17 protein-coding genes and 1 pseudogene are annotated in these 17,189 nt (G+C 58.2%); 13 read left to right on the top strand and 5 right to left on the bottom strand.

Annotated features, from left to right (window positions below; genetic code table 11):
* Positions 1-87: 87 nt before the first annotated feature.
* From recA to RBH10_RS13500, 3 genes are all read left to right on the top strand, one after another.
* Positions 88-1,179 carry a recombinase RecA gene (recA, locus tag RBH10_RS13490; RefSeq protein WP_045017155.1) on the top strand — a complete coding sequence of 364 codons (1,092 nt, stop codon included), beginning with the start codon at positions 88-90 and terminating at the stop codon, positions 1,177-1,179.
* 233 nt (positions 1,180-1,412) lie between these two features.
* Positions 1,413-4,076 (top strand): alanine--tRNA ligase, encoded by a 2,664-nt coding sequence (gene alaS, locus RBH10_RS13495; protein WP_281036869.1) that lies wholly within the window; start codon positions 1,413-1,415, stop codon positions 4,074-4,076.
* A gap of 74 nt (positions 4,077-4,150) precedes the next feature.
* Complete coding sequence (locus RBH10_RS13500) at positions 4,151-4,534, top strand: VOC family protein (protein WP_281036868.1); 384 nt, start codon at positions 4,151-4,153, stop codon at positions 4,532-4,534.
* A 77-nt stretch (positions 4,535-4,611) separates the two neighbouring features.
* Here RBH10_RS13500 and RBH10_RS13505 read toward each other — a convergent pair whose 3' ends face one another.
* Both RBH10_RS13505 and RBH10_RS13510 read right to left on the bottom strand, forming a co-directional pair.
* On the bottom strand, positions 4,612-5,238 hold the full coding sequence (locus tag RBH10_RS13505) for a glutathione S-transferase family protein (RefSeq protein ID WP_281036867.1): 627 nt from the start codon (positions 5,236-5,238) through the stop codon (positions 4,612-4,614).
* Between the two features lie 345 nt (positions 5,239-5,583).
* Positions 5,584-6,120, bottom strand: coding sequence for an anthrone oxygenase family protein (locus tag RBH10_RS13510; protein ID WP_281036866.1), 537 nt, complete (start codon positions 6,118-6,120; stop codon positions 5,584-5,586).
* Positions 6,121-6,200: 80 nt separating this feature from the next.
* Between RBH10_RS13510 and RBH10_RS13515 the strand changes: the two genes are divergently transcribed.
* Positions 6,201-6,812, top strand: coding sequence for a TetR/AcrR family transcriptional regulator (locus tag RBH10_RS13515; protein ID WP_281036865.1), 612 nt, complete (start codon positions 6,201-6,203; stop codon positions 6,810-6,812).
* A gap of 32 nt (positions 6,813-6,844) precedes the next feature.
* Here the strand turns inward: RBH10_RS13515 and RBH10_RS13520 are convergent, their stop codons facing one another.
* Positions 6,845-8,059, bottom strand: a complete 1,215-nt coding sequence (locus RBH10_RS13520) for an NADP-dependent isocitrate dehydrogenase (RefSeq protein WP_281036864.1) — start codon at positions 8,057-8,059, stop codon at positions 6,845-6,847.
* Between the two features lie 215 nt (positions 8,060-8,274).
* Between RBH10_RS13520 and RBH10_RS13525 the strand changes: the two genes are divergently transcribed.
* The 9 genes and pseudogenes from RBH10_RS13525 (at position 8,275) to RBH10_RS13565 (ending at position 15,197) form a co-directional block, all read left to right on the top strand.
* Positions 8,275-8,805, top strand: a complete 531-nt coding sequence (locus RBH10_RS13525) for a hypothetical protein (protein WP_281036863.1) — start codon at positions 8,275-8,277, stop codon at positions 8,803-8,805.
* Between the two features lie 175 nt (positions 8,806-8,980).
* On the top strand, positions 8,981-9,823 hold the full coding sequence (locus RBH10_RS13530) for an RNA methyltransferase (RefSeq protein WP_045017415.1): 843 nt from the start codon (positions 8,981-8,983) through the stop codon (positions 9,821-9,823).
* On the top strand, positions 9,807-10,628 hold the full coding sequence (gene murI / locus RBH10_RS13535) for a glutamate racemase (protein WP_281036862.1): 822 nt from the start codon (positions 9,807-9,809) through the stop codon (positions 10,626-10,628). The genes RBH10_RS13530 and murI overlap by 17 nt, the downstream gene beginning before the upstream one ends.
* A 376-nt stretch (positions 10,629-11,004) precedes the next feature.
* Positions 11,005-11,244, top strand: a complete 240-nt coding sequence (locus RBH10_RS13540; protein ID WP_281036861.1) for a hypothetical protein — start codon at positions 11,005-11,007, stop codon at positions 11,242-11,244.
* A gap of 96 nt (positions 11,245-11,340) precedes the next feature.
* Positions 11,341-11,618, top strand: a pseudogene (locus RBH10_RS13545) (type II toxin-antitoxin system RelE/ParE family toxin).
* Positions 11,619-11,632: 14 nt separating this feature from the next.
* Positions 11,633-11,920, top strand: a complete 288-nt coding sequence (locus RBH10_RS13550; protein WP_281036858.1) for a HigA family addiction module antitoxin — start codon at positions 11,633-11,635, stop codon at positions 11,918-11,920.
* 74 nt (positions 11,921-11,994) lie between these two features.
* Positions 11,995-12,633, top strand: coding sequence for a LysE family translocator (locus RBH10_RS13555; RefSeq protein ID WP_281036857.1), 639 nt, complete (start codon positions 11,995-11,997; stop codon positions 12,631-12,633).
* A gap of 37 nt (positions 12,634-12,670) precedes the next feature.
* Positions 12,671-13,555 carry an EamA family transporter gene (locus RBH10_RS13560; protein ID WP_281036856.1) on the top strand — a complete coding sequence of 295 codons (885 nt, stop codon included), beginning with the start codon at positions 12,671-12,673 and terminating at the stop codon, positions 13,553-13,555.
* A gap of 127 nt (positions 13,556-13,682) precedes the next feature.
* Positions 13,683-15,197, top strand: coding sequence for an ATP-binding protein (locus RBH10_RS13565; RefSeq protein WP_045017170.1), 1,515 nt, complete (start codon positions 13,683-13,685; stop codon positions 15,195-15,197).
* 3 nt (positions 15,198-15,200) lie between these two features.
* On the opposite strand, the gene RBH10_RS13570 is transcribed toward RBH10_RS13565, so the two are convergent.
* A complete protein-coding gene (locus tag RBH10_RS13570) occupies positions 15,201-15,848 on the bottom strand; it encodes a hypothetical protein (protein WP_306180650.1) in 648 nt (215 codons plus the stop codon).
* Positions 15,848-16,831, bottom strand: a complete 984-nt coding sequence (locus tag RBH10_RS13575) for a TerC family protein (protein ID WP_281036854.1) — start codon at positions 16,829-16,831, stop codon at positions 15,848-15,850. The genes RBH10_RS13570 and RBH10_RS13575 overlap by 1 nt, the downstream gene beginning before the upstream one ends.
* Positions 16,832-17,189 lie beyond the last annotated feature (358 nt).

Consider the following 17,189-nt stretch of genomic DNA (forward strand, 5'->3'; position numbering starts at 1 on the left):
CCTTGCGAGATGAGAACAAATAGAGTACATCCTATTTCCATATTGCTTCGTTGCCTGTGTGGCTTCAATAACCTAAAGGTGGATCGGATGGCACAAAATTCTTTGCGTCTCGTAGAGGATAAATCGGTGGATAAAAGCAAGGCACTGGAAGCGGCGCTCTCCCAGATCGAACGGTCGTTCGGCAAGGGATCGATCATGAAGCTCGGTTCCAATGAAAATGTGGTTGAAGTAGAGACCATTTCGACGGGTTCGCTCAGCCTGGATATTGCGCTCGGTATCGGCGGCCTGCCGAAGGGGCGTATCGTTGAGATTTACGGTCCGGAAAGCTCCGGTAAGACGACGCTTGCGTTGCAGACGATCGCGGAAGCCCAGAAGAAGGGCGGCATCTGCGCCTTCGTGGATGCCGAGCACGCGCTCGATCCGGTCTATGCCCGCAAGCTTGGCGTGGATTTGCAGAACCTCCTGATCTCACAGCCGGATACCGGCGAACAGGCGCTGGAAATCACCGATACGCTGGTGCGCTCCGGTGCCGTCGACATTCTGGTCGTGGACTCGGTTGCGGCGCTGACGCCGCGTGCCGAAATCGAAGGCGAGATGGGCGACAGCCTGCCGGGCCTTCAGGCACGTCTGATGAGCCAGGCGCTGCGCAAGCTGACCGCCTCGATCTCCAAGTCGAAGTGCATGGTGATCTTCATCAACCAGATCCGCATGAAGATCGGCGTCATGTTCGGTTCGCCGGAAACGACGACGGGTGGTAACGCGCTGAAGTTCTACGCCTCGGTACGTCTCGACATCCGCCGCATCGGCGCCGTCAAGGAGCGCGAAGAGGTTGTTGGCAACCAGACACGCGTCAAGGTCGTCAAGAACAAGATGGCACCGCCCTTCAAGCAGGTGGAATTCGACATCATGTATGGCGAAGGTGTTTCCAAGACCGGCGAGCTTGTCGATCTCGGCGTGAAGGCCGGTATCGTCGAGAAATCCGGCGCATGGTTCTCCTATAACAGCCAGCGTCTGGGGCAGGGGCGTGAAAACGCCAAGACCTTCCTGCGCGACAATCCGGAAATGGCAAACGAGATCGAACTGGCGCTGCGCCAGAATGCCGGTCTGATTGCTGATCGCTTCCTGCAGAATGGTGGCCCTGAAGCCGGCGAAAGCGACGATGGCAGCGACGAAGGCTGATGCATTCGCAAAGGTCCGGAATTAACGTCCGGAGACTTTGCCGGTATGAGCTGGTCTAGATCAAAAGGGTCGTGCGATTTTCCCTCGCGCGGCCCTTTTTCTTTGCCTATGCGCCTTGGTGGGCCTCCATGGCTGGACAGGGCAGGATGCGGACGATAAAAGCCATTGATTTTGCAAGATAGCCATCGTTTCGGATGGTGATGATGGACTCCAGCTGTGAGCGGTGTGTGGGCATGAGCGGTGTGAATGAAATTCGGTCGACCTTTCTCGACTACTTCAAGAAGAACGGACACGAGATTGTGCCCTCCAGCCCGCTGGTGCCGCGCAACGATCCGACGCTGATGTTCACCAATGCCGGCATGGTGCAGTTCAAGAACGTCTTCACCGGTCTTGAAAGCCGCCCTTATTCCACCGCTGCCTCGGCACAGAAATGCGTGCGCGCCGGTGGCAAGCATAACGACCTGGACAATGTCGGTTATACTGCCCGTCACCATACCTTCTTTGAAATGCTCGGCAATTTCTCCTTCGGCGATTATTTCAAGGAAGAGGCGATCACCCATGCCTGGAACCTGATCACCAAGGAATTCGGCATTGACCGCAATCGTCTGCTGGTCACGGTCTACCATACCGACGACGAGGCTTTTAATCTCTGGAAGAAGATCGCCGGTTTCTCCGACGACCGCATCATCCGTATTCCGACCAGCGACAATTTCTGGGCCATGGGCGATACCGGTCCGTGCGGTCCCTGTTCGGAAATCTTCTACGACCATGGCGATCATATCTGGGGTGGCCCTCCCGGTTCGCCGGAAGAGGATGGCGACCGGTTCATCGAAATCTGGAACCTCGTCTTCATGCAATATGAGCAGCTGACGAAGGAAGAGCGCATCGACCTGCCGCGCCCGTCAATCGACACCGGCATGGGTCTTGAGCGCATTTCGGCGCTGTTGCAGGGCAAACACGACAATTACGACACCGATCTGTTCCGGGCGCTGATTTCGGCCTCCGTCGAAGCGACCGGCGTTCCGGCAGAAGGCGAAAAGCGCGGCAGCCACCGCGTCATTGCCGACCATTTGCGCTCCTCCGCGTTTCTAATCGCTGATGGCGTCCTGCCGTCGAACGAAGGCCGTGGTTATGTTCTGCGCCGCATCATGCGCCGCGCCATGCGCCATGCCGAGCTTCTCGGCTCGCGCGAGCCGCTGATCTACAAGCTGCTGCCGGCGCTGATCCAGCAGATGGGCCGCGCCTATCCCGAACTGGTTCGCGCCGAGGCGCTGATTTCCGAGACGCTGAAGCTTGAGGAAACCCGCTTCCGCAAGACGCTGGAACGCGGCCTGTCGCTGCTGTCCGACGCGACCTCGACCCTGCACAAGGGCGATATGCTGGATGGCGAAACCGCCTTCAAACTTTACGACACCTATGGTTTCCCGCTCGATCTGACGCAGGATGCGCTGCGTGCCCGCGAAATCGGCGTCGATATTTCCGGCTTCACCGACGCCATGCAGCGTCAGAAGGCGGAAGCACGCTCGCATTGGGCCGGTTCCGGCGACAAGGCGACCGAAACAGTCTGGTTCGAACTGAAGGAAAAGCTCGGCGCGACCGAATTCTTGGGGTACGACACCGAAACCGCCGAAGGCGTCATTCAGGCGATCGTCAAGGACGGCAAGTCGGTTGAAAGCGCTGCCGATGGCGAGACGGTGCAGGTCGTCGTCAACCAGACGCCGTTTTATGGCGAGTCCGGTGGCCAGATGGGCGATACCGGCGTGATCTCTGGCGATAATGGTGCCTTTACCGTTTCCGAAACCCAGAAGAAGGGCGAAGGCCTGTTCGTGCATGCCGGTACCGTGTCCAAGGGCGGGTTGAAGCTCGGCGAAGCCGTGCAGCTGACGGTCGATCATGACCGCCGCTCGCGTCTGCGCGCCAACCACTCTGCCACCCACCTGCTGCACGAGGCGCTGCGCGAGGTGCTTGGCACCCATGTCGCCCAGAAGGGTTCGCTGGTCGCGCCTGAGCGCCTGCGCTTCGACGTTTCACATCCGAAGCCGATGTCGGCCGAGGAGCTGAAGGTCGTTGAGGAGATGGCAAACGAGATCGTGTTGCAGAACTCGCCGGTCGTGACGCGTCTGATGAGCGTTGACGACGCCATTGCCGAGGGTGCTATGGCGCTGTTTGGCGAAAAATACGGCGATGAAGTTCGCGTGGTGTCCATGGGCACCGGCGTTCACGGTGCAAAAGCCAACCGTCCCTATTCCGTCGAGCTTTGCGGCGGCACGCATGTTGCCGCAACCGGCCAGATCGGCCTTATCCGCATTCTCGGCGAAAGCGCCGTTGGTGCGGGTGTGCGCCGTCTGGAAGCCGTGACGGGGCAGGGCGCGCTTGCCTATCTCGCCGAGCAGGATGAGCGCGTAAAGGCACTGGCCTCGTCGCTGAAGGTTCAGCCGGGCGAGGTACTGTCGCGTGTCGAGGGACTTCTTGACGAGCGCAAGAAGCTGGAGCGCGAGCTTGCCGATGCCCGCAAGAAACTCGCAATGGGTGGAGGCTCGTCGGATGCCGGTGCAAACGACGTCCAGCAGGTTGCAGGCGTCAATTTCCTCGCAAAATCCCTGTCCGGCATCGATGCCAAGGACTTGAAGGGCCTTGCCGATGAAGCCAAGGCAAATCTCGGCTCCGGCGTCGTGCTGCTGATCGCGGTTTCCGAAGACGGCAAGGCAAGTGCTGTCGCTGCCGTGACCGAAGATCTGACGGCCCGGTTCAGCGCGGTGGATATCGTTCGCACGGCCTCTGCCGCCCTTGGCGGCAAGGGCGGCGGCGGACGCCCTGATATGGCGCAGGCCGGTGGCCCTGATGGCGCCAAGGCGCAGGACGCCATCGACGCGGTGGCAGCGGCCCTGGCGGCCTGATCTGGATGAATTGAAAAAGGCGGGGTTCTACCCCGCCTTTTTGATTCTGGATGGTGAACTCCGAAAGGAATGTGATGCGCTTTGTAAATCCCATCCCTTTCGTGCGCGATATCAGCCGCTCCAGGGAATTCTATCGCGACAGGCTCGGCCTGAAAGTTCTGGAAGATTTCGGAAACTTCGTCCTCTTTGAAAGCGGCTTTGCAATACATGAGGGGCGGTCACTCGAGCAGACTGTCTGGCGGACATCGTCGGACACGGGCGAACCTTACGGCAGGCGAAATCTGCTGCTCTATTTTGAACATGAGGATGTGGATGCGGCTTTTCAGAATATTGCGCCGCATGTGGAGGTGATCCATCCCGTTGAGCGGCAGGCGTGGGGACAGAGAGTGTTCCGTTTTTATGACCCGGACGGGCATGCAATCGAGATCGGCGAACCACTCGGCCAGTCCAGCAAGTAAGACCGTCCCAGAAATCCGTTTTGTGACCTTGCGAGCGCTGATGCTCCACTTTCAGGCGAAATAGCCTGCCGGTTTTCTCAACCCGCCGCCTGCAAGTCCTTTGCCGCTTCTTCATCGAGCTGGGCGGCCCGCTTGAAGGCCGGGCGGTCGCTCAGATGCGCCATATAGTCGGTGAAGGCCGGCCGTTTTTCGATTGTGCCGAAGTGCAGCCCCCAGCCGACATGGGCGCCGACATAGACATCCGCCGCGGTGAAGAGATCACCGGCGACGAAGCGGTTTTCGCTGACGGCCCGTTCGAGCGTGTTCATCACATCCGCATAGCTGCCGCAGCCCGCCATGCGCAGCTTTTCCTTCGGCACTTCAAAACCCATTGCCTTCATGCTCAATGCCATTTCCAGCGGGCCGGCGGCGAAGAACATCCAGCGGTAATAGAGCCCGCGCGCCTTCGGCGTCGGCGCGAGGTTCGCGCCCGGAAAGGCATCGGCGAGATAGGCGCAGATCGCCGCCGCCTCGGTGACGATGGTATCGCCGTGTTTGATGGCCGGCACCTTGGCCATCGGGTTTATCAGCCGGTAGGCAGGCGATTTCATCGAGGTTTCGAAGCCGAGTATTTCCGTTTTGTACGGAACGCCCACTTCCTCAAGCATCCAGCGGGCAATGCGTCCGCGCGACATGGGATTGGTGTAAAAGATCAATTCACTCATGCTTTTGCCTCCCCAAGCAAAATCGCCGAAGCATCACGGGAAAACCGTTATGGATTTCGTGCTGGCGCGGTGTTTTTTTATAGTCTGCAGCATCTTTTTCGCATTCCTCAAGATTGCGCCGATGCTTCGGTAAAATTTTGACTGTGTCGGGCAAGTTATGTGTAAATTGATGCTGTTTCAGCTTCGTCTTATTGTTGTAGTGGCCGCGGCACAGTGCGGAATCGAAGTCTGCGCCTAGTGCTACATCTAATCAAGATACTGTGAACAAAAAAGAAAACCCGGCGTTGCAGCCGGGTTCCCGTTTCCTGAATCTTTCATGTCGCCGGTCAGCCATTGTCGCACGCGTCAAACGGGTGCGTGTCTTTCGCTATTTCTTGCGGCAGCGAGCAGCGCGAGAAAAAAGGCGATTGTAGTGAGCATGGTGCGGACGAGGTTGGAAAGTGCCCAGCGGTCGCGCAGCTCCTGCCAGTTGCTTGGTATTTCGGTCGAAATAGTCTTGAAGAACTCGTTGATGGGCACATTCACCATGCAGGTCTGGATCACGACGACGGTGTAGATAACCAATGCAGACAACCAGAGCAGCCGATTGTTACGGTCAACAAGCGCTGCGCCAAGAAGGGCGGCAAGCGGAACAAAGAAGGCAGCAAAGAAAATGCCGTTGCGGACGCTGATATTGATGCCGTTGAACGCCTGAATGAAAATATCCGCTTCCAGTTGCTGGAAGGCCATCATGACGGGATTGCTGAAGGCGAAGAAAAAACCGGCCATGATGCCAAGACTAAACGGCGCGAACAGGCGCAGGGCAAGGCGCGCCGGTTCTCGTGCCATTTCCAGTGCGGGAAAGTGCTTTGTTTTTATGTCATGCAGAAATGAGCTGGACATGAAAATCTCCATAGAATATCCGTACGATATCGTACGGATATTCCGTACGTATCTGTACGGTTTTTGTCAAGGGAGCACTGATGCGAAGCGAAAGCAAGGAATTACGCCGGCGTGAGATTGTCGAGCACGCCTTCGCCATGCTTGCGCAAGACGGTTATGCCGCGTTTTCGATGCAGGCGCTGGCAAAGGTGAGCAGGTCTTCCAAGGAGACGCTCTACGGCTGGTTCGGAGGTAAGGCTGGCCTGTATGAAGCCATGGTCGCCGAAAATGCTGGAAAGCTGATGTTGCCATCGGCGGAGGTGGCCGATGGCGTTGGCGAGCTCTCGCGTTTCGGGGCCGATCTTCTGACGGTGCTTTTGGGAGAACGGGCGGTGCTGCTCAACAGGGTGGCGGCGGCGGAGGCAGGCAGCGAAACCACGCTCGGGGAATTTCTCTCGGCCAAAGGCCGTAGCCATGTCATGCCGAAGCTTGCCATCTATTTTGCGGCTTTGGCGCAGCAGGGCGCCATATGTGCCGAGGCTTCGGAAGAGCCTGCGGACATTTGGTTGTCGCTTCTGGTTGGGGATTTGCAGATCAGACGCGCCACGGGTGCAATCGGCCTTCCGACGGAAGAGGACATAAGGGCGCGATCGGCGCGCGCCGCGATACTGATATTCCGGCTCTATGGCACGAATGAAAAAACCCGGCGCTGAGGCCGGGTTTTAAAGCTGCTGAGCGAAAAGGCTTAAGCTGCCATCGCCGTCTTGAGGTTTTCATCGATCTTGTCGAGGAAGGCGGTGGTGGAGAGCCACGGCTGGTCCGGACCGATGAGGAGGGCCAGATCCTTGGTCATGAAGCCGCTTTCAACGGTGTCGACGCAGACGGTTTCGAGCGTTGCTGCGAACTTTGCGAGTTCCGCATTGTCGTCCAGCTTGGCGCGGTGGGCGAGGCCACGCGTCCAGGCGAAGATCGAGGCGATCGAGTTGGTCGAGGTTTCCTGACCCTTCTGGTGCTGGCGGTAGTGGCGCGTAACCGTGCCATGCGCAGCTTCGGCTTCGACCGTGCGGCCGTCCGGCGACAGAAGAACTGAGGTCATCAGGCCGAGCGAACCGAAGCCCTGCGCAACCGTATCGGACTGCACGTCGCCATCGTAGTTCTTGCAGGCCCAGACGTAGCCGCCGGACCACTTCAGAGCGGAGGCAACCATGTCGTCGATCAGGCGGTGTTCATAAATGATGCCGATTTCGTCGAACTTCGCCTTGAACTCGGCCTGATAGACTTCTTCGAAGATGTCCTTGAAGCGACCGTCATAGGCCTTCAGGATGGTGTTCTTGGTGGACAGGTAGACCGGCCACTTGCGCATCAGGCCGTACATCATGGATGCGCGGGCGAATTCGCGGATCGATTCATCAAGGTTGTACATCGCCATGGCGACGCCTGCGCCGGGAGCGTCGAAGACGTCCTTTTCGATGACCTGACCGTCTTCACCGACGAACTTGATCGTCAGCTTGCCTTTGCCGGGGAACTTGAAATCGGTTGCCTTGTACTGGTCGCCGAAGGCGTGGCGGCCAACGACGATCGGCTTCGTCCAGCCGGGAACAAGACGCGGAACGTTCTTGCAGATGATCGGCTCGCGGAAGATGACGCCGCCCAGAATGTTGCGGATGGTGCCGTTCGGGCTCTTCCACATCTGCTTCAGGCCGAATTCCTCGACGCGTGCCTCATCCGGGGTGATCGTGGCGCACTTGATGCCGACGCCGTGCTTCTTGATGGCGTGTGCCGCATCGACGGTGACCTGGTCGTTGGTGGCATCGCGGTTTTCAACCGAGAGGTCGTAATATTCGATGTCGAGATCGAGGTATGGCAGGATCAGCTTGTCCTTGATGAGCTGCCAGATGATACGGGTCATTTCGTCGCCGTCGAGATCGACGACCGGATTGGCTACCTTGATCTTTGCCATGAATTCCTCACCTTCGAAGCTGTGGCGTCTGATAACGCCGGTATTCGGAAAAATATCCGGTGCGGCTATAGCATTGCGAGCGTCTGAGGCAAAGCCATGGGGGGCGCTTTTTTGGCGCGGTGCAATATCGCTTTGCGCATTGCCAAACCATATTGCCGGAATACAGTCAGGCGAATCGCTTCGCCCGCCATCGGGCCTACCTTCGGGATCACATCATGCGGAATATTCTGCTTCTTACTGCCGCCGTCCTCGTTTCCCACAGCGCCCTTGCGGCAGGGCCTGCCGATCCCGTCCAGAAGGTGATGGACATCACCGTCAAGAACTGGTCCGGCGATGCGGAGAACTGGAAATACATCTTCGACGAGGACATGCTGACCAGCCTGTTCAGCAAGGACTTCGTTGCCCAATATCGCGAGGCTTCCAAGAAGCCGGCTTACGAAGCGGAAAGCGGCGAGACCGGCGATCCCTTCGGTTATGATGTGGTGACCAACTCGCAGGATGGCTGTCCGCTGGTGGATGTTTCGGTAACGCCGGGTGCGGTTAAGGACGGCGTGACTGACGTGACGGCGAAGTTCAAGCTCTGGGCCTGCATGGACGAGGCGGAGATGAAGGCGACGGTCGACGAGGTGCATTTCGATGTCATCGAGGAAAATGGCCAGCCGGTCATCAGCGACATTCACCGCGTCGGCGATGAGGGCAGGGATTCGCTGCGCGCTGAGATGGCGGCGATCATCAAGGGCGAATGAGCGGGCGTTTTGCGGCCTCCGGCTTTGATTTTGGCGCCGATCTGTGCCAGTGAAGCGCGCTTTAGAGCATTTCCTGGAAAAGTGGAACTCGGGTTTCCGTCCTGAAATGCGCCAAAACGCTCTACCGCATTGGCGTGAAAATCGATGCGGCGCTTCAATAAACTGGAAAACGACGATGGCAGGCACAAACAGCGAGCTTGAACTTCTGGCGGAAGGCCCGGCGATCATTCTGGTCGAACCGCAGCTCGGCGAAAATATCGGCATGGTGGCGCGGGCGATGGCTAATTTCGGCCTTGCCGAATTGCGCCTGGTCAATCCGCGTGACGGCTGGCCGAGCGAGAAGGCGCGCGCTGCCGCCTCCAAGGCCGATCATGTCATCGACGGGACAAAGGTGTTCGAGACGCTTGAAGAGGCGGTCAAGGATCTGAACTTTGTCTATGCGACGACCGCGCGCGAGCGTTACGGTTTCAAGCCGGTGCGTGCGCCTGTTACCGCCGCCGAGACATTGCGTGCAAAATTCAAGACGGGTGACAGAACCGGCATCCTGTTCGGGCGCGAGCGCTGGGGCCTTACCAATGAGGAAGTGGCGCTGGCCGACGAGATCGTGACATTTCCGGTCAATCCCGCCTTTGCATCGCTCAACATCGCACAGGCCGTGCTCTTGATGTCCTATGAGTGGATGAAGTCAGGCATGGACGATCTCGGCGAGACGCTTTTCCAGTCCGTCGAGCAGCGTCCTTCGACCAAGGAACAGGTTTTCGGCCTGTTCGAACATATCGAGGAAGCGCTCGATTCACGCGGTTATTTTCATCCGCCCGAAAAAAAGCCGAAAATGGTCGACAATCTGCGTGCGGTGCTGTCGAGACGCGGATTTTCCGAACAGGAAATCAGCGTCTTCCGTGGCGTGCTCAATACGCTCGACCGTTTTCCCCGCCGTTGGCCAAAACAGGTCGGCAAGGTGGAAACGGCAGAGGGAATATCGTCGGAGGGTACGGGGGAGAATGCTGAAAACGAGTGAGGTGGCGGCCAACGAACTGAAACCGGTGCTGGTGTTCGATTCCGGCATTGGCGGGCTGACCGTGCTGCGCGAGGCGCGCGTACTGATGCCCGAGCGCGGTTTCATCTATGTGGCCGACGATGCAGGTTTCCCCTATGGCGGTTGGGAAGAGGAGGCGCTGAAGGCGCGTATTCTTTCGCTCTTCGAAAAGCTTCTCGAAGACTATAGCCCCGAAGTCTGCATCATCGCTTGCAACACGGCCTTCACTCTGGCCGGGGCCGATCTTCGGGCGCGGTTTCCAGAGATGGTCTTCGTCGGCACCGTTCCCGCCATCAAACCTGCTGCGGAGCGCACCCGCTCCGGCCTCGTCTCCGTGCTGGCGACGCCCGGCACCGTCAAGCGCGCCTATACGCGTGATCTCATCCAGTCCTTCGCCACGCAATGCCATGTCCGTCTTGTGGGGTCGGAAAATCTGGCGCGCATGGCGGAAAGCTGGATCAGGGGCGAGCCGGTTCCGGACGAGGCGGTTCTGGCCGAAATCGAGCCCTGCTTCATTGATAGCGACGGCAAGCGTACTGACATCGTTGTTCTCGCCTGCACCCATTATCCCTTCATGGCCAATGTGTTTCGCCGGCTGGCCCCCTGGCCGGTGGACTGGCTGGACCCGGCCGAGGCGATCGCAAGGCGCGCCCGCCATCTGGTGCCGCTGCCGCAGGATGCGGAGCATCCCGATGGTTTCGACTTCGCCGTCTTCACATCAGGCAAACCGGATTTCGCCACGCGGCGGCTGATGCAGGGTTTTGGCCTCAGCGTTTCGCTGACCTGACTGTTTGTTGTATTTTTGCATCTATTTCATTTGACTTTTGCAATTCGAGATTGCGGCCTCTTGTCGCGTCCGGCATCTCGTGTAAGATGCTTCTCGTCTGTAACCGCTATAAAAGGAGGCGTGGAATGACTGACTATATGAATATGCGCCTTAACGGCATGTCTGGCATTTCCGGCATGGTCATTGGTGGTTATATGCCCCGAGGCATCGACCTCCGATAAGGCTTATGGCCTGATTTCCCTGCCGTTTGGCATTTTCACTTCGTTCGACATCTGAATTGTGCGTCCGCGTGGCCCGTGCTGCGCCCGCCGTTGCAGCATGTCGTTTTCCATCGACAAAGGACCTGGCCGCTTTGCCGCGCCGGGATGGATCCCCTATGCAAAAAAATCAACCATTGGTAGCATGTGCGCTGCCGGATGCGGTCGACCGTCTTTTCGTCACATTCGGCGTCTGGAAAACCCTGAAAGCCGTTCTCGTCGCGGCAATGGTGCCACGCGCGCCGCCGACCGATGTTACCGATCTGCCGGAGCGGCTGCTGGACGATATCGGCCTCGAGCCGTCCAGGCGGAAAAGGCGGCGGGAGTGGTCGACACCTCACTGGGCGCCACGGTTTTGATGGCGGCAGCCTCTCCGGCGAGAAAATGCCGGAGAGGTTTTGTCTGTGTCGTTTAATATGGCTGTATAGCGATGCGATACAGGATACAATTTTTGTATGATCGTCAGTTTCCGTCACAAAGGGCTCGAAGCTTTTTACCGTTCCGGGACGACCAAGGGTATTCAGTCGACTCATGCTGCCAAATTGGGCCGAATACTCACCTTGCTTGAGGTTGCGGCAGGCGCCTCCGATCTCAACTTCCTGGTTTCAAATTGCATCCCCTCAAAGGCGATATGAAGGGTCACTGGTCGGTATGGGTGAATGGAAACTGGCGCGTCACTTTTCGATTTTTGGATAGCGATGTCGAACTGGTCGACTATCAGGATTATCATTGAAGGGAGTGGTTCGAATGATGAAATTTCCTGTTCATCCTGGTGAATTGCTACGGGAGGAGGTCATTGCAGCACTTCAGCTTTCCGTGACAGAAGCTGCGGAAAGGCTCGGCATGTCGCGCGTAGCGCTTTCTCGTGTGCTAAACGGGCGGGCAGGGGTCAGTCCCGACCTTGCCCTGCGGCTGGAGCGGGCCGGCGTCAGTACGGCGCGGGCATGGCTTGCCATGCAGTCAAATTACGATCTCGCACAAGCGATGAAACGGGAGCAGCCACCCGTTCGGCCGCTAGATGACAAAGCGGGATGATCTCCGAAAATTCGGCTTGATGCTGGGCGCTTTTGGTGGCTTGCTCCTGAAAATCGAACAGGGGAGATTGCATCATGCCGCTTGAAAACTGGCTGGCCTTCGTGGCCGCATCCGCCATCATGCTCGCTATTCCGGGACCGACGATCCTATTGGTGATTTCTTATGCGCTCGGTCACGGACGCAAGGCGAGCACCGCGACGGTGACAGGCGTGGCACTTGGTGATTTCACCGCGATGACGGCCTCGATGCTCGGGCTCGGTGCGCTGCTTGCCACATCGGCGGCCCTTTTCACCGGTCTGAAATGGATCGGCGCCGCTTACCTTATCTATCTCGGCATCAAGCTGTGGCGTTCACCGGTTGGTGGCGAAGGGGTGGAAGGCAAGGGCGTGACGGGCCGCGAAAGGCCGCTCAAGATATTCCTGCACGCTTATATCGTCACCGCGCTGAACCCCAAGAGCATCGTGTTCTTCGTCGCCTTCCTGCCGCAGTTTCTGGTGCCGACATTGCCATTCTGGCCGCAGGTGCTGATTTTTGAAGTGACATTCCTTGTGCTTGCCACCTGCAATGCGGCCCTTTATGGACTTCTGGCAAGTGCTGCCCGCAATACGATCCGCAAACCGAAGGTTCAGCGCATCGTCAACCGCACGGGCGGCGGTCTCCTGATCGGCGCGGGTCTCATTACGTTTGGCTGGAAGAGGGCCGCTTCGGCGTAACGCGCCGGTCGATCGCCTGAAATTCGGACATAACAAAATGGCATTGCCGCATATTCTTCTTGCCCTGATCACCGTGTTTTTGTGGGGCTTCAACTTCGTTGCCATCAAGATCGGCGTTGCCGACATGCCGCCTTTGTTTCTGACAGGGGTGCGCTATCTGTTTGCGGCCGTGCCGTTGGTGTTCTTCCTGCCGAAACCCAATGTGCCGTGGCGGCATATGATCGTTTACGGCATGGCGATGGGTTTCGTGCAATTCGGCCTGCTTTACCCGGCCATCAAGCTTGGCCTGCCGGCGGGGCTTGCTTCGCTCGTCATGCAGTCGCAGGCCTTCTTCACGCTGGCGCTTGCCGTGGTGTTTCTCGGCGAGCGGCCGTTGCCTTCACAGATCGTCGGCGCGATTGTTGCTTTTGGCGGGCTGGCGGTCATCGGCGTGGAGCGCATGACGGCTGCGGCTTTTGTGCCGCTGTTGATGGGGATCGGCTCGGCGGTCGCCTGGGCGTGCGGTAATATTGTCAACCGTCGTATCGGCCAGGTGAATGCGGTCTCCTTTGTCGCATGGACGAGCCTTGTGCCCGTTCTACCGCTGGTCTTGCTTTCGCTGGTGGTGGAAGGACCTGAAGCGATTGTGGGAGGCCTGCTCAATGCGACACCGACGATGGCTTTCGTGGTGATCTACATGGCCTATGGCGCGACGATCGTCGGTGCCGGAATCTGGAGTTATCTGCTTCTGCGTTATCCGGCGGGGACCGTCGCTCCCTTTTCGCTGCTGGTGCCTGTTGTCGGTTTCATCAGCGCCTATCTTGCCTTTGCCGAACATATCACGCTGTTCGAAGTGCTTGGCGGCGGGCTGGTGATCGCGGGTCTGGTGTTGAATGTCTTCGGCAGACGCCTGCGTTTTTTCCGGATATCGAAGATCGCATAGGCGAAAGCGCATTTGTCTGTGCATTGTGCGGATGTAACAGACGCAATCCCGGATTTTTTGGTAAAGAGCATGTTCGGCCGTCCGCGCAGGAATCGGCCCGATTTGATGCAGCACGAGGAATTGAACATTGCAGGTCGGCATCGACATGGGGACCCTATCGGGCGGGCAGGCGGCCAAGCTCGATATTGAGGAATTGCTTGCGACACGTTTGCTGGTGCAGGGCAATTCCGGGTCCGGCAAGTCGCATCTTCTGCGGCGGCTCCTGGAGCAATCGGCGCAATGGGTGCAGCAGGTCATCATCGATCCCGAGGGCGATTTCGTCACGCTTTCCGACAAGTTCGGCCATGTGGTGGTGGATGGCGAGCGCACGGAAGCCGAGCTTGCGGGCATTGCCAACCGCATTCGCCAGCACCGCGTCTCCTGCGTGCTGACGCTCGAAGGCCTTGATGTCGAACAGCAGATGCGGGCCGCCGCCGCTTTCCTCAACGGCATGTTCGATGCGGATCGTGAATTCTGGTATCCTGTACTGGTCGTGGTGGATGAGGCGCAGATGTTTGCGCCCTCCGTTGCCGGCGAGGTGACCGAGGATGCACGCAAGGCGTCGCTGGGTGCGATGACCAATCTGATGTGTCGTGGCCGTAAACGCGGACTTGCGGGCGTCATTGCCACGCAGCGCCTTGCCAAGCTCGCCAAGAACGTGGCCGCGGAAGCCTCGAACTTCCTGATGGGCCGTACCTTCCTCGATATCGACATGGCGCGCGCGGCCGATCTGCTCGGCATGGACCGACGGCAGGCGGAAATGTTCCGTGATCTACAGCGCGGCAATTTCGTGGCGCTCGGACCTGCGCTGTCGCGCCGCCCGTTGCCCATCGTCATTGGAACAGTGGAAACCTCGGCGCGCTCGTCTTCGCCGAAGCTGATGCCGCTGCCGGATGCACCGCAGGATGTGGAAGACTTGATCTTCACGCCGGACCCGGAAGAATTCACGCGGCCCACTGTCCGCCGCACGCCGCCGGCACCGCGCCCGACCACAGATATTCTTGCCGAACTGTCCCGCTCCACCCCCGCCGCCGTCGGACCCTCCACGGACCAGCCACGCGCCGGCCAGGTTGAAATGACGCCGGAGGACCGCGAAGAGAAGATTGCGGCCGTACTCGTCGAAATTCTCGACGATCCGCAATCCGCCTATCGCACCGACGCTGTGCTTTATCAGGATTTTCTGGTGCGCGCCCGCATGCGCCGCATTCCCGGCACGCCGATGACGCTGGCGGATTTCCGCCGGCAGGTGGCGATTGCCCGCTCCGGCGTGGATGCGGCGATGGCGGCCAGTGAAGGCTGGGAGAAGGCGCTGGAACTGTCGATGTCGGTTTCCGACGATCTGCAGGGCGTTTTCCTGCTGCTGGTCAAGGCTGCGCTGGGAGAGGAGCCTTGCCCGTCAGACGCCCGTATCGCCCGTGCTTATGGCACCCATTCTGCCCGCCGTGCTCGCCGTCTTCTCGGTTATTTCGAGGAGAAGGAACTCGTCGTGGTGCATGCCGATTTCTCCGGCAAGCGTATCGTGGCTTTCCCCGATCTCGACGCAAAAACCGCACCCGGCGATGCGGATGCGGCAGAGGATGATGCAAGGCTTGCGGCGGAGTAGTCGCTATTGCATCAAAATCCGCACTGCGAAGCCTATCGTCGTGTAGAGACCGACGAGGCTTAATGCCAGAACGGAAACGATAACGAATACCACCAGTGCGGAAGCCAATCGATGTGGCCGTTGATGCGGGCGAGGGCTGACATCCGTTTGCATGGGAGCAATCCGGGAGAGTTGTGCCGATGTCCATCCGCCGCGTTCGAATTCCGGCGAAGCGATAAATTCCGCCAGATGTCGTTGTCGTCTCATGGAAGAAGGCAACGTGGCCAGAAAGCGTTGCGGTTCACGCCTGTCGCTTTTCGACAGGAATATATTGATCGCTTCCCTGAAACGCTCATCGCGTGCGCCTGAGCAGAACAACATGCGTCCCGCTTCAATGAGATCGTTCATCTCGAGCAGCACTTCGCCGTATTTTTGAAAGAGCGCCAGATCGACTTCGGGATGGCTGAGCCTGCCCTGAAGGATTTCCTTCGCTCGCCAAAGTTTCTGTTCTGATATTGCCTGGTCAACGGGTTCAAAAGTCATTTTTGTAATGAATTGGAAGTTTGTTTCGATATTGGGAGAATAGATTTTAGGCTCTGCAACAATGATGCGAGTTATATATTTCATTGTCAAAAAAAGAGGAGGCGTTGTCGCCTCCTCTTTGGCCATCATTATTCTATGGCCTTCACTTCCTTGCGCGTCGCGATCAGTGAACCGATGATGCCGGTTGCGAGGATGGCGACGGTGACGCCGAGCGACACGACGGGCGGGATCTTGGCGATGCCGAGCATGTCAGCGACGAAGATCTTCGAGCCGACAAAGACCAGAACCGCAGCCAGCGCGTATTTCAGATAAGCGAAGCGGTGGATCAGGGCGGCAAGCGCGAAATAGAGCGCACGCAGGCCGAGGATCGCGAAGATATTCGAGGTGTAGACGATAAACGGATCGGTGGTGATCGCGAAGATCGCCGGGATCGAATCGACCGCGAAGATCAGGTCAGCGATTTCGACCATGATGAGCGCCAGAAACAGCGGCGTCACGAAGGTTTTCAGCTTGCCGGTGGTTTCATCGGTTTCCTTGACGAAGAATTTCTCGCCATGCAGCTTCTCTGTCACCGGCAGGCGACTGCGCAGGAATTTCAGGATGCGGTTGTTGCCGATGTCGGATTCGTCATGGTCGGACGAAAACAGCATCTTGAGGCCCGTGAAGACGAGGAAGGCCGCAAAGAGATAAAGCACCCAGTGGAAGTTTTCGACGATGGCAGCGCCGCCGGCAATCATGATACCGCGCAGCACGATGACGCCGAGGATACCCCACAGCAGCACGCGGTGCTGATATTGGCGGGGAATGGCGAAATAGGAGAAGATCATGGCGATGATGAAGATATTGTCCATCGCCAGGCTTTTTTCGACGACGAAGCCGGTGACATATTCCATCGCCGACTGTTCGCCGGACTGGTACCAGATCCAGCCGCCGAAGGCCAAACCGATGGCGATATAGAAACCCGACATCATCAGGCTTTCACGAATGCCGATTTCCTTGGAATTCTTGTGCAATACGCCCAGATCGAGCGCGAGCAGGCCAAGGACGAGAGAAATAAACACAGCCCACATCCATGTGGGCGTGCCGAGAAAATCCGTAAGGAGGAAGTCCATCAGTCAACCTTTTGCCGGACGAGGTTGGCTTTGCGGATGGGGAACGCGTATCAAGAATCGACGTGGGCCCCAACCTTCAAGAGACTCGACATCGCGTGTTGTCCGGTAACACGCCAGAGGGGCCCGAGTCCTGATTACGATGGGTAGATGGGAGCAGTCCCCGTGTTTTCAAGGGCATTGCCAGGAAAAAAGCGGAAGGCGCTGTTTGACAAATTTGTAAAACGTGTTTAGAAGCCGCCCCAACGCCGGGCAGTCATGTCCGGTGTGTTTCGTTGACTGCCTTGCAGTTTAATAGCTGACGTTCGGCGGTCAACATCACCGACATGTCCCGTGGTCTCTCCATTTGCATGTGAGAAGC

This window comes from Rhizobium sp. AN73, from assembly GCF_030757975.1.
Taxonomy (GTDB): domain Bacteria; phylum Pseudomonadota; class Alphaproteobacteria; order Rhizobiales; family Rhizobiaceae; genus Agrobacterium; species Agrobacterium arsenijevicii.